This is a genomic window from Edaphobacter lichenicola (assembly GCF_014201315.1).
GTDB classification, from domain to species: Bacteria; Acidobacteriota; Terriglobia; order Terriglobales; family Acidobacteriaceae; genus Edaphobacter; species Edaphobacter lichenicola_B.
The window spans coordinates 378,338-391,855 of sequence record NZ_JACHDY010000004.1; the positions used below are offsets into that span (position 1 = coordinate 378,338).

The 13,518-nt window shown below is 56.8% G+C and carries 8 protein-coding genes; 4 read left to right on the forward strand and 4 right to left on the reverse strand.

The annotated features are described in order from the left end of the window. From HDF09_RS15145 to HDF09_RS15155, 3 genes are read left to right on the forward strand one after another with little or no spacing between them, the layout of a single operon-like run. Entirely contained in the window at positions 1-2,430 is a 2,430-nt protein-coding gene (locus HDF09_RS15145; RefSeq protein ID WP_260181332.1) for a glycoside hydrolase family 95 protein, read from the forward strand. A 12-nt stretch (positions 2,431-2,442) separates the two neighbouring features. Continuing rightward, positions 2,443-4,689, forward strand: a complete 2,247-nt coding sequence (locus HDF09_RS15150) for an alpha-galactosidase (protein WP_183767779.1) — start codon at positions 2,443-2,445, stop codon at positions 4,687-4,689. A gap of 51 nt (positions 4,690-4,740) precedes the next feature. After that, positions 4,741-5,466: an SGNH/GDSL hydrolase family protein gene (locus HDF09_RS15155; protein WP_260181333.1), complete on the forward strand. Its 726-nt coding sequence runs from the start codon at positions 4,741-4,743 to the stop codon at positions 5,464-5,466. A gap of 30 nt (positions 5,467-5,496) precedes the next feature. Here the strand turns inward: HDF09_RS15155 and HDF09_RS15160 are convergent, their stop codons facing one another. The 3 genes from HDF09_RS15160 to HDF09_RS15170 all read right to left on the reverse strand — a co-directional run bounded on the left by HDF09_RS15160 (position 5,497) and on the right by HDF09_RS15170 (position 9,779). Continuing rightward, positions 5,497-6,384: a hypothetical protein gene (locus tag HDF09_RS15160; protein ID WP_183767781.1), complete on the reverse strand. Its 888-nt coding sequence runs from the start codon at positions 6,382-6,384 to the stop codon at positions 5,497-5,499. Further along, complete coding sequence (locus HDF09_RS15165; protein WP_183767783.1) at positions 6,351-7,229, reverse strand: hypothetical protein; 879 nt, start codon at positions 7,227-7,229, stop codon at positions 6,351-6,353. Before HDF09_RS15165 ends, HDF09_RS15160 begins: the two co-directional genes overlap by 34 nt. A 411-nt stretch (positions 7,230-7,640) precedes the next feature. Then, a complete protein-coding gene (locus HDF09_RS15170; protein WP_183767785.1) occupies positions 7,641-9,779 on the reverse strand; it encodes an alpha-galactosidase in 2,139 nt (712 codons plus the stop codon). A 266-nt stretch (positions 9,780-10,045) separates the two neighbouring features. Between HDF09_RS15170 and HDF09_RS15175 the strand changes: the two genes are divergently transcribed. Further along, a complete protein-coding gene (locus HDF09_RS15175) occupies positions 10,046-11,101 on the forward strand; it encodes a LacI family DNA-binding transcriptional regulator (RefSeq protein WP_183767787.1) in 1,056 nt (351 codons plus the stop codon). A 53-nt stretch (positions 11,102-11,154) separates the two neighbouring features. On the opposite strand, the gene HDF09_RS15180 is transcribed toward HDF09_RS15175, so the two are convergent. Beyond that, the gene (locus HDF09_RS15180) at positions 11,155-13,257 is read right to left on the reverse strand and encodes an alpha-galactosidase D (protein ID WP_311719645.1); all 2,103 of its coding nucleotides are present in this window, start codon (positions 13,255-13,257) and stop codon (positions 11,155-11,157) included. Positions 13,258-13,518: the final 261 nt, after the last annotated feature.

Genomic DNA, 13,518 nt, shown 5'->3' on the forward strand with positions numbered 1-13,518 from the left:
TTGAGTATCGACAGACGCAGCTTCATGCAAGGTAGTCTGGCGCTGGTTGCCCTGCAGCACACGTCCGCAGGCCTTTCGGAGAAGGTTTCAACGGCAATTGCCGAAGAACTCTGGTACAAGCAGCCGGCAAAGCGCTGGCTCGAGGCGCTGCCTGTTGGCAACGGCCGCCTTGGAGGTATGGTCTTCGGCGGCATCCAGAACGAGAGGATTGCGTTGTCAGATTCGACAGCGTGGTCCGGCGCCCCCGCAACAGGGGAGGTCAATCCAGGAGCGCTCCCGCACCTGCGCGAGATACGTGAGCTCTTCTTCGCAGGCAAGTACGATGAGGCGCAAGCGCTATGTAGCAAGTACCTTCCCGGCCGCATGAAGAACTTCGGTACGAACCTGCCGCTGCCGGATCTGCAGCTTACATTCGAGCACGTTGACCAGCCGGTGGAATACAGACGATCGCTCAACCTGGACGACGCTATCGCAGCGGTTCGGTTTCAATGCGGCGGCGTCCAATTCATGCGCGAAATCTTCGCAACCCATGCTGACGGTGTAATCGCAGTACAGCTGACCGCCAGCCAACGAGGGGCGATCTCCTTTCGCATGACCTTCAGTCAAGGCGAGATCCCAAATACGACAAGCACAGAGGGTCAGGACACAGTAGTACTCAAGGGAAGCTGCTTCGAGCATAAGCACAGCAGCGGCCATGACGGGGTGGCAATCCAGATTCGAGCCCAGGTGCTTGCTCGGGGGGGTACGACGTCCGCGATGGGACAGGGCATCACTGTTTCCGGCGCGGATGCTGTGACGATTCTGCTGGCCACTGGCACGAGCTTTCGCGGAGACAACCCAGAGAAGACATCGCGAGAGGTTCTACGAAGAGCCACAGCTAAGTCGTTCGCGCAACTTCGCCAGGCGCACCTTGAGGACTACCGCCCGCTGTATCGCCGCACGTCGTTGGACCTTGGTACAAGCTCCGAGAGCACGCGGCTGCAGCCAACAGACGCACGCCGCAAGGCTCTTGAGAACGGCGGCGACGACCCGGAGCTTGTTGCTCTTTTCTTCCAGTACGGGCGCTATCTCACGATTGCGGGTTCTCGCGCGGACTCTGTTCTCCCACTTGCATTGCAGGGTATCTGGAACGATGGGCTCGCCAGCGGCATGGGGTGGACCGACGATTTCCATCTTGACATCAACACCCAACAGAACTACTGGCCCACAGAGGTCTGCAACCTTTCGGAGTGTCATGCTCCGCTGTTCGGGCTTATCGAAGGTCTTGCCTCTGCGGGAAAGGCGACTGCAAGGGAGATGTACGGCTCACCCGGCTGGGTCGCGCATACGGTCACCAACCCGTGGGGCTACACCGCACCGGGCGGCATAGGGTGGGGCATCGTGGTGACGGCCGGCCTTTGGATAGCCACGCAGATGTGGCAACACTATGAGTTCACGCGCGACGCAGAATTTCTCCGCACCCGGGCGTATCCGGTACTCCGTGAAGCCGCCGAGTTTTTTCTTGCCTACATGGTGGAAGAGCCGAAACATGGCTGGCTTGTGACTGGACCGTCCGACTCACCAGAAAACTGGTACATCACTCCGTCCGGACAACACGCCTCGGAATCGATGGGAAATACGATGGACCGCGTATTCGTCCACGCCTTGTTCAGTATGGTCGTGGAGGCCTGCGCTACGTTATCGATCGACGCCGACCTGCGCTCGCGGGCGGAGGCAGCTCGTGCGAAGCTGCCGTCATTGCAGATAGGCCGGCATGGGCAATTGCAGGAGTGGATGGAAGACTTTGAGGATGCCGATCCGAACCATCGGCACACCGCGCATCTCACGTCGCTCTATCCCGAGCATCAGATCTCGCCGCGCAACACTCCTGCGCTGGCCCGTGCAACCGAAGTCACGATCCAGCGTCGGATGAGCGCTCCGCACTGGGAGCAGAGCGAGTGGGGCCGAGCGAACTTGGTGGTCTACTACGCACGATTGTTAAAAGGCGAAGAGGCTCACCGGTATCTCGTAAGCCTCATCGCGAAGGCAGCGGACGACAATTTAATGACCTACTCCAGCGCGGGTGTGGCCGGAGCCGATTCGAACATCTTTGCTATTGACGGTAACACTGCTGGAAGCGCCGGGATTGCCGAGATGCTGCTGCAGTCTCAAGAGGGCGAGATCGAGTTACTACCTGCGCTGCCAACACCGTGGAGAAATGGAGCCTTTCGTGGTCTCTGCGCACGAGGTGGTTATGTGGTCGCTGTGAAATGGCGCGACGGCAAACTTAGCTCAGCTACGATCGGCGCGAGACGAAGCGGGTCAGTCCCCGTCCGCTATCGCGACCGAATCACTCAAATTCATTTGCAAGCCGGTCAACAGGTCCGATTGCGGCCGGAGAACTTCCTCGATCAAGCGCCCGGCGCCTCCGACTCTCCCACCCAAACGTAGGAGTTTGTATTCATGCATTGTTGCACAGCTATTTCGGCTCTACGGCTACGTATTGCCACTCTGGTACTGGTCTTATCTCCTTGCGTCGCCCTCTACGTGAGCGCCCAAACCACGCCGGCTACCATCCAGTTCGATTCCACCTCCGGTGTGTTTCGCATCGATGCCGCTGACAGCACCTATGTGTTCGGTATTAATGAAGTACAAGGGCTCCAGAACCTCTATTGGGGCAGGCATCTCGCTGCAAGCGATCGCTTCGCCGCTGCACACAGTATGCCGGAGGCTTCATCGTTCGACCCGTCAGTTACTGTCACTCCACAGGAGTATGTAGGGTGGGGAGGCGGACTCTATGTCGACCCGGACCTGAAGATCACCTTCCCGGACGGCAACCGGGACCTTGTGTTGAAGTACGTCTCGCATCGCATCGATGGAGATAGCCTTTCCATCGTGATGAAAGACATCTCGCGCGATGTATACGTCATGCTTAACTACCAGGCGGATGGGGAGACGGGAATCCTTCGCCGCTCTGCAACGGTAGAGAATCGCACCGGCGCTCCGTTCACGGTGGAGCAGATTGCAGCAGGCACATGGAGTCTCCCGCGTGGCACCGACTATCGGCTTCGCTATCTCACCGGCCGCTGGGCGGGCGAATGGAACGTGCAGGAGCGGCACATTGAGCCGGGTAAAACCGTACTCGAGAGCCGCCGCGGTACAACCGGCGCACAGAATAATCCGTGGTTCGCCATCGACCGCAAAGGCGCAGGCGATCAGGATGAAGGTGAGGTATGGTTCGGCGCTCTCGGCTGGAGCGGGTCATGGCAGATATCAGTGGAGCAGGACCAACTCCAACAGGTGCGCGTAACCGGCGGCCCGAATGCCTTCGACTTCGGTTATCTGCTCAAGCCTCGCGAAAAGCTCACCACGCCGGACTTCTATGGAGGCTACTCTGACCACGGCATCGGTGGTGCATCGCGGCTGATGCATCGTTACGAAATTGACTCGATCTTGCCTCGCCATCCCAAGCTAAAGCTGCGACCCGTCCTCTACAACTCGTGGGAAGCAACTGGCTTTGACGTAAATGAGGCTGGCCAGATGGCGCTCGCCGAAAAAGCTGCAAGCATCGGCGTCGAGCGCTTTGTGATGGATGACGGATGGTTCGGCGAACGCAAGAACGATCATTCCGGCCTCGGCGACTGGTACGTGAACCAGCAAAAATTTCCCCATGGCCTCAACCCGCTCATCGACAAGGTGCACTCGTTAGGCATGGATTTCGGTCTTTGGGTTGAGCCTGAAATGGTGAACCCAAACAGCGATCTTTACCGCAATCATCCTGACTGGGTATTGAACTTCCCAGATCGTCCGCGGACCGAGGGACGCAACCAGCTGGTGTTGAATCTGGCCAGGCCCGATGTGCGGGCGTATATCTACAGTTTTCTCGACAAATTGCTCACACAGAACGACATTGCCTTTCTCAAGTGGGACTACAACCGTAACTGGTCCGAACCCGGCTGGCCGGCGGTTACCCCCGACACAGAGAAGAACGTCTACGTCGACTTCACCAACAACTACTACTCCATCCTCGCCGAGCTGCGGCAGAAGCATCCGAAGGTGGAGATCGAGTCTTGCTCCGGGGGCGGCAGCCGCGTTGATCTCGGGATCATGCGCTACACCGATGAAGTCTGGCCTTCGGACAACACTGATGCTTACGATCGGCTGCTCATCCAGAACGGCTTCACCTATGCATACTCGCCCGGAGTGATGATGGCCTGGGTGACGGACTCACCCACCTGGGTGAACAGTCGGTCACTCTCACTCGAGTATCGTTTCCTGTCGTCCATGCAGGGGTCGCTCGGCATCGGAGCCAACCTGAACAAATGGACGCGCGAAGACCTGGACGAGGCCCGGAAGATGGTCGCTGTATACAAGTCCATTCGTGAAACGGTTCAACGCGGTTCTCTCTACCGGCTGATTACTCCGGAGAACAACAGCGAGCAATCCGTCACGGAGACTGTTTCACGTGATGGCAAACAAGCTGTCACGTTTGCCTTCCTTCATTCCAGCCGCGAGCTTTATCCATTTCCGCTCCTTCAGCTCCGCGGACTCGAAGAGAACGCAACCTACACCCTATCCATGATCGCCGGAGACGTTGGCGACGGAACGCCCACCACCGCTTCCGGCTCGTACTGGATGAATCATGGGCTTGATCTCAAACTCCGCGGCGATTTTCAGGCGCTGGCATTCACCTTGACCCGCACGAAGTAACCATGAGCGATCGTGCGCTAAGTTAAGAGCAGTTATCATCAGGAGGATGATTTGCACGTATCCACGCGTCTGCGCAACCTGACTCATAATGGCAACCGCAAAGCTATTTACTGGTCCATTGCGATAGCAGCGTTGCTCACCGGAGCGACGCTGCTTGCCCAGGCTCAGAGACAGACTTCCATTCCGGAAGAGATTGAGTGGACGTGGGAGGTGCGGCCACTGCGCGCAGATCCGGCTCTTCCAAACGTGCTGCTGCTCGGAGATTCCATCACGCGTAACTATTTTCCTGAAGTTACGAAGGACTTGAAAGGGGCCGCGAATGTCTATCTCATGGCCGTGTCCACCTCAGTGGGGGATCCGCGACTTCCGCGACAAATTGAGGAGTTCGCAGCCATGGAGCATGTCGTTTTCCAAGTGGTTCATTTCAACAACGGTATGCATGGATGGGACTACACAGAGGCGCAGTACAAGGCTGCGTTGCCTGATCTGCTGCACAGCGTTGAGCAGATCGCTTCGAATCATCATGCAATGATCTGGGCGACGATCACGCCCGTGCAGATCCAAGCTTTCAATGGCGCCACGAATGAGCGAATCAACGAGCGGAACCGGATTGCCCTCGCGTTGTTCTCTTCGGCTGGGATCACGATTGATGACCAGCACGCGCTCATGATGAGGCATCTGGACACCTACGAGGACACAGTACATTTTGGACCCGCAGGCGCGGTCTTCATGGGTGATCAGGCCGCCGAAACGATTCGCGCGGCCCTGCGGAAGTGAGGCGGCTTTCGGAAAAGATCGTTCGGTGGTTTACCCCAACGACCAACGAAGAAGTTGCTCGACATCGCAGGACTGTGTCGAAACCGTCCCTTTCGCAAGAGTAGGAGATACCACGATTGCCGTTGTACCTGACTCGTGCCACGCAATGAACCGGCAGTTTTCCTCACCCTGCAGCCGGTTCAGGTTGATCCAGGTGTAGTAGGCGCCCATCTCAGCGTCAACCAGCGATCCGCGCGGGTCCAGCTCCTGTTCGCCATCTTCGACCGAAATCAACTCATTCATCGGCCGGTCTGCCTGCCGCGGGGCATATCGCAGAACCAGCGTGTCCGGACGTGCACGTCGCAGCAACTCGCGGGCCGTCCATTGGACGAACGTCGTGCTGAAGATCTGTGTGCCGGCCCCTTCCGTCAAGATACTTAGTTCGAAGTGACGAAGGACTTGGTCTGAACCGCCCTGCGAATTGCCGAGTTGTGTCGGCACCATCTGCATCATCCTGCTGCGCAGCTCTTCCGGACCAACCGAGCCTAACGAGCGTGCAGTAACCATATATTGAAGCAAGTTGCGCCGCGTTGGCGCGAGGCTTCCGTAAGAGATGGAGATAACACCCGTTAGAGCGCGCATATCTTCCGTCTGTCCACCGTCCACGTACCAGTGGGCATAAGGAACAGGGTCAGCCTGTGCACGCTTCTCCAGAAGCGACATGACTGCCTTCAGGCCGCCCGTAGCACGGACATTTTCGAAGCAGGTTCCATGCGGACGCAGATGACGAAACAGATCTTGTTCGACGGGAGCATCCCGGCCGACAATAACGATAGAAAGTCGATCCCGGACCTTCTCCCGCTGCATACGGATCTGCGCGAGTTGATCGCCGTAAGCTGCTGCGGCTACATGAAGGCATCCATGGCCTCCGCGCTCCATAGAAATGCTGTCATCTCTTCCACCGCGCGCGAAGGCTGCGCGGCCCATCCAATGCGTTGAAAACATGGGGCGATCGGAAGAGCTTCGAAACGAGCCAGAGTCTGCTGAAGGTCGGGACGCTCGCTCCTCTTTCGTAACGTATGCAGCTGCGCCTCTGTCTCAGCGCGCTCGACTGGGAACTGCCAGTCATAGCCCATCAGCTCTCGAAGGAACACGGCGAGGAAGGCAACCGGCAAGCTAGTCAACGTGGGCAGATATCGTTGAGCAAGATCACGCGCCTGCGGCGGGTATTGCGCGAAGTCGGACGATTGGAGCGAAGCTGACGAGGAGATAATAAAACCTCTGTCAGCAGGTTCCCGCGGCTGAATCGCGCGTTGCAGCCAAGCAGATGTGCGAGCGTAGGCACCAGGTCCACGGACTGTACGGGCCGGTCGACTGTGACGTTCTGACGAATGTTCGGGCCCATTGCCATAAGCCAGGTGGTACGAGAGAGTGCGTCGCCTGTACGGTGGTGCTGGAACCCATTGCCGCCGGGGGCTCATGTCCGAGTCACGACCGAAGTCCGGCAGTATGAACAGATTCGTTTTGCGCGCGTACTCGGGGCTGCACTGAACAGTCTTCCACAGGTCCGCGCAGATGCGATCGGTGCGGGTGATCGCTTCGGTGTAAAGCGAGAAGGCCCCGGAATGGGCAATGTCTATGTCATGCAGGGTGATCCAAAGCAGGCTAGGCGCTACCGTTTGCATCACGTGCTGCGCGATATACAGCGACAACTCATCCGGGCTTTGCGATTTGCGCGCATGTGCCAGGAAATCATCCATCGAAAGCTTCATCAACTCCGCCATACCATGCAGCGTATCCTGACGTTTGGCTGTAAGAGGTGAAGCGATAGGCGACTCGTAGTTGTCCCGAAGGAGCTGGTCATAGTCGGCGACGGCGTGGTCGTTGGCGAGGGTGAGCAATTGCTTGGGCAGAACAACCGTTGCGCCGAGCTCGCGGCCATAAAGCGTTCTTCCAGCAAACGGGGAATGTAACGTTGACCTTCAGAGCGAACGTCTCTTCATCTCGGGCTCCGCCACCAAAGGTCACAACGATTGTCTTCGGTGCAGGAGGAAGGGCTGCCGCTCGCAATGGCGATGCAAAGAACATCGCTGCAGCAGTGCCCGTGCCCGCGGCTGAGCGCAAGAACTCGCGACGGCTGATCGCTCGCTCACACGACATACGGAACATCTCTCTACTCCACTCGCGTTCCATGCTCATCTCACCTTGTTCTTCGCGCCTCTGCTCTCACCTCGTATCCTCTCGCTCGGGCCGGATACCTCAATCAGGCGCGACTCGGAGGGTGTCAGAACGACTGGAATGTCGCTTCCTGACACCGGAGCGGAGACGCCGGAGGCGACATCGCGTGCAACAGAGCCCTTGAATTCGGGATCGATGCGATTGAGATTCACTTGGATGGTGTGCGTCTCCTTGTCGTCGTAATTGAACACGGCAATGTAATAACCGTGTGCGGATGATCGAGCGAAGACTCTTGCGGCAGCATCCCCTGTGTCGCCTTCGACGGGGCGAAAGACCTTCCCTTCATCGCCTACCTTCATGAGAGCGCGATTGTTATATACCTGCAACGCCATTGCTTGCCCCTCAGGATCGTCCGCCAGCCGCGTGCTATCCAAAATCATGCCTCCGCTGACGATCGTCGATAGAAGGCGGCTTCGAGCTTCCACGAGATTGCGTGCGCCCTCATCGGCCTTGGTCCCTAATGGGATGTGGTCGGGATCGATAATGTACAAACTTTCGTCCGTCCACCAGGCATATGTCAACGCATTCAACATATATTCTGTGGATTGATCTTTGCCGCTGATGTGACCTTTGGTGTCGCATGAGAGCCGCCTTGCGTGGCCATAGCCGGAAGGGAACAGCGGGGCGATGGAAAGGCTCAAGAACATGCGCCCGGCGTTCGCCTTCAAAACGTCCTGCATGCCCAGGTTATAGGCCTCGGTTCCGGTCTGAATCGCGGGATCAGCGTGTTTGCCTTCCAGTGCGCCGTGGCTTAGAAAGTCTAGCTTGAGATACTTGAAGCCCATCTTCGCGAGCGTGTCGATATAGAATTGCGTCCGCAGACGTGTGCCCGGCGCGGTCGGATCAATAGGTTTGCCACCGTCAACGGTCGGCAAAAATGCGCCGTCAGGCCCTTTAAGCAGAATGTCGCGATACCGGTACTTTCCATTCGTGCCCTCTACGAATGCGTCGGGATCGTCGCCCCAGGCAGCGAATGGAGTCCAATAGATGCCGGGTTCGAAGACGGTGCCGTCGTTCGATCTCATCGATTTCACAGTGGCCATCGCGTCTTCGAGAGCAACCCCGTCGAGACTAGACCAAAACGCATCGAAGTTGATGTAGACCACCTTCCGCGAAAATCCTTCAGGGCTTAGCTTGTCGCGTACGAACTGTGCGGAAGCGATGTAGCGTTGGCGATTGATCTTGTCGGCGTATGCGGCCCAACTATTCCAGCCCAATGGACGCGGACCGGCCCAGGCGAGCTGTGGATGCAGTTCGGCGTTCCGTTTGCCGTAAGCTTCCATGCCACTGCGCCAGTCACTGAACTCTCCCACCATCACGCGGGGAGACAGCACCTTATTGCCGCTCACGACACCATGAGCGACAAAGTCATGCGTATCGCTCCGTTCGCCGAGCTGCCCCTGCAAACCGCCGAAGACCTCGATGTCTTTCAGCGACCCGCTCTGTGCGTGCATAGTCAACGAGGTCTTCCAGACATCGTGCGTCAACGATCCGAAAACAAAGCCGCGACGGCTTGCGTTGTCGTAGATCGTCGTTACCTCGTTGCTTGTGATAATTTGATCGGGTTGTTGTAGAGCTGCAGCGTTGAAGCGAAACCACATATCATTGTCATACGGTACGTGGAGTACACGCAGTACGTCCTGGTGCACCATCTGAAATGCTCCTTCTCCCTGTACCCGCACGGCGACGAAGCGATTAGTCGCAACAGGGGTGGTCGAGGCATCGAGTTCAGCTTGGATCTCTACCCACGGCCTTCCGGCTGAGATATAAACACGCTGAATCAGGGTGGGCAGCCCGAGCTTAGTATGTTCGATCGTGATCTCATGGGTGCCGTTAATGACTTTGTGCCTTGTGTACGCGTCAGTGGTAAGCAGACGTCCGTCAGTCAGAGTTACATTTGACGTGAGCCCATCTAACTCGCTTCCATCCCTCCATCGCAGAGTGATCTCGCCCGTTTTAGAATCGACGTTCACCACGACAGTTTTCGCGTAGGACACGTTAGAACTCTGCGCGCGAATGCAATTGGTCACCGCAAACGCGAGAACAAGAGAGAAGACAAATGATGCCGCGGATGTTCGATTCAGCTTCAGAATCATGAAGGCTCTCAAAAAAAGGTCTGCGACCGCCTGGATTGCAGTCAAAGCATCGGGTTAGTCACCTTGACGACTGTTTAGAATTAAAATGTATCCGGTTACAAGCAAACTCACAATATAGCGGCGCTTTGAAGTGTGTCAACCTCGCAAACTGTTCCCGACAGATGTTTCCGTCGGGTGCTCTCGACAATCGCGTAGACTGAGCGGGAGATTGATCGTGGCGAATTTGAAGTTTCAGGACAGATTTCGCAGTCGCGGAGACGGAATCCATGCGCCAGAAGGCCGAGAAATCAGGTCCTAAAAAGCCTGCGACAATGCGTGATGTGGCAAGCCACGCAGGAGTTTCAGTAGCCACGGTCTCGCGCGCCTTGGACGGCTCTTCGCTGGTGACAGAGGAGACCGCGCTCGTGGTGCGACGCGCCGTAGCGAAACTTAATTTTGTCCCAAACATTTCGGCGCGCACATTAAAGTATGGGCAGAGTCATGCTATCGGTGTCATTGTTCCGGACCTGACCAACCCATTCTTTTCAGAATTTCTTCGGGAATTTGAGGCGCTAGCCTCAGCCAACGGGCAGGTTGTTCTGCTGGCGAACGCAGAGGCCAGTGTTGGTGGGGCTCTTACGTCGGTCCGTCAATTACTAATGAGACTTGTCGACGGCGTTGTGGTTCTACCATCGCTCGACGAACTGGAGCCCTATCAATTGCTGACGCTTCGCAAGGTTCCTACGGTGGCCATTGATAGCCGTCGAACCGGCCCAAGCTTCAGTGACGTGAGTTTGATGCATGAGGAGGGAATGAGGCAAGCGGTCGGCTATTTGAAGGACCTTGGACACCAAAAGATCGCTTTCATCGGCGGTTCGCCGGGGCTCATGATCTCGAAGTTGAGATTGGATGCCTTTCAAGCCTCGCTAAAGATGCACGGAATTACAGTCCGCCATGAGTATGTCCGCCATGGAAACTATCGTGCTGACGGAGGAGATCGTGAGTTGCGCAACCTTATGCTCCTGGCCGAAAGGCCAACTGCAGTCATTGGAGTCAATGATTTGACTGCGCTGGGAGCTCTTCGGGCAGCACGTACACTGAACATCTCTGTCCCAGGTGAGGTCTCCGTAGTCGGGTTCGATGGCATCGAACTGGATGACCTGGTATCGCCGAGTCTGACAACAATGAGCGTTTCTCGCAAGCTCATCGCCCAAAGCTGTCACGGAGCTTTAGAGGAGATGCGCCTCGGGCGAGGCGGTTCCGGCAGACAGCTCTACATTCCTGTTGAACTTATCGTTCGTCAATCGACAGGCCGTCCACTCCGTAAAACGACGAAGCATTAAACGAAAAAAAGGCCTCTTCTATTTACGAAGAGGCCCGAAACGTTTAGTACCAACTAGAAGGTTAGCGGCGAAATGGTGATTGAGTCCAAATCGGGTGCGTAGTTCGACGGGTTATCGAACACGATCTGATTCTTGCCAGCCGTAAGCTGTACCTGGATAACAGTGCTCGTCGGCGTGCCAAAGCTGTATCCATTGAGGTCGAGCTCTTTGGCCGGCTGATCGTTTATGGTGACGAAGAACGATCGTGGCCCTTGCGTGAAATAGTCGATTTCAAGATTGTAGGTGCCAGCGGATTGCACCTCGACATCAGAGAAGGTCACACTGTTTCCGACCCCTCCGCCGATGTTTCCGGCCTTGGCCAGCCCGGAGGCATTGCCGTTGAACCCTGCGCTTGCAGAGCCACCGAGCGTTGCCAGTTCCGCTTCGTAGGTCTGCGTCTCAGGATACGGCGCGGTTCCGTTTCCACTGATCACGATACGGTCGAGATCGGGAGGATAACTGATCGGGTTTCCGAACTCGATACTGTTGTCGCCTTTTTTCAACTTCACGGGAATGGTCAGCTTGGAAGGAATGTTGCCGCTTCCACCGCTGGAGTTGAGCGTGATTGCGGGGTCTCCGTTGACGTTGATGATGTAAGAGCGGGTGCCCAGCGTAGCCGAATCGACTTCCATGTTGTAGACGCCGTCGCGATCGACCTTTACGTCGTCGAAGAAAACGTTGTTGTTCGGGCCGAGACCGATGTAACCAACCTTCTTGCCCTCCGAGCACAAGGGACAATCGGCGACCTGGGCCGAACCGGTGAGCGTGGCCAGATAAGCCTCATAGCTGGTTGACTTAGATGGAGGGACGTTGAAGACACTACGCACCTTTAGCAGGCGAACGCCATGGCCCGGGAGAATGGCCGAGTATTCAAGCAGCGAGGGTCCGAGCTCTGTGTGGCTCCACAGGTCTCGCGTGGTAAGCGTGGCGGCGAAGCCAAGATTGCTCCAGGGCAGGGTCACGCGAGTAGGTGCGGCGTTCAGGTTGAAGAGAGCGACGTAATATTCGCCATTGCCCAGATTCGAAGCCCAGATTGGCGTGAAGCCTGCGCGGATCTGTTGCGCGGGATGGCCCGACTGGTCGACAGCTATCACCTCGTCGTTGCCCAGAATCTTCTTACCTGTCGCTGACATCTTCGTCAGGTCGCCCCCGATGTAGAGCGGTGCGTTGGCCATAGCCCAGAAGCTCATCGACGTCTGCTGCTCCTGGGGAGTGATGCCATCGGTCGCGTCGTTACCGATCTCAAGGGAGTCAAGGTCGTTCCATCCGAGGGTAGGTCCCGCGGCTGATTCCCAGCTGGGAAGGTCGAGGAAGCGGACTTGGATGCGATTCCACTCTGTCAGAAAGGGGCAATCTCCCTCGCACTCCACGTCGCCTTCGATGCGCCTGGAGTTACTGGTCGCCTGCCAGTCTGCGATGTAATCCTGATCGAGCGCCCAGGATATTGTCAGCCAGATTGGCCGTCTGTTCTGCGCAATTGCCTTTGAAAATGCAGCCACGTCGGGGCGATTGTCAATGTTGGTGTTGTCGTTATAGGAGCCTGGCGTAACAGCGTCGAGTTTTATGAAGTCCGCACCCCACGAGGCATAGAGGTCGACGATGGAGTTGATGTACTCCTGCGCTCCGGGCTTGGCGTAGTCGATCTTGTCGCCTCCGCCGAAGGCGTTGGCGATGGTCGCCGGCTTCACGATGATGTCCTGGAGGTGGTAAGGGCTACCGAGGATTGGCTTATTGGCTGCTACCTGATCGGTGCCGACGCCAGGGTTCAGGTACATGCCGAACTTCTGCCCGTTGGCATGAATATGCTGGATCATCGCGACGACGTCGGGGAAGCGTGTCGTGTCGAACAGCGTACGGCCATAGGCGTCTGAAGTACCGGTCCAGCCGGCATCGACGTTGATATAGATGTATCCGTGCGGCTGCAGGCCGGACTGCCGCAGAGCGTCGGACTGCGCGATGATGCTGTCCTGGGTGAGGAAGGTCTGGGTGGGAGTGATTGTCTGTTGGCTATAGGTGCTCCAACCGAGATACGGTCGTTGGCCCACTCCATTCACCTGCGCGTGAGTTCCGGTTACGCAGGCTATGAGCGCTGAGGCAAGTAAGAGGCGAGATTTCACGATAGTTTGCATCCAGAAAAGCGGTTTTCTCAGCATTCGGATCTCCCATTGCGAATAGTTACGTGTGTCAGTCCTCACTTTTCAATTTTCAATAGTGAAGATTAACTTGCGCCAATGAAAAATACTCCTATACCGAAAGATTTGGCAAGTGACTTTTCAATAAGATGGATTGTTGACGACAAGCCGACTTTCCGGCACTGATGTTCTTGACCTGATGAAGTGCAAACGCCGACCGCCCGGAAATTCGAAAGTGGCAAGAGT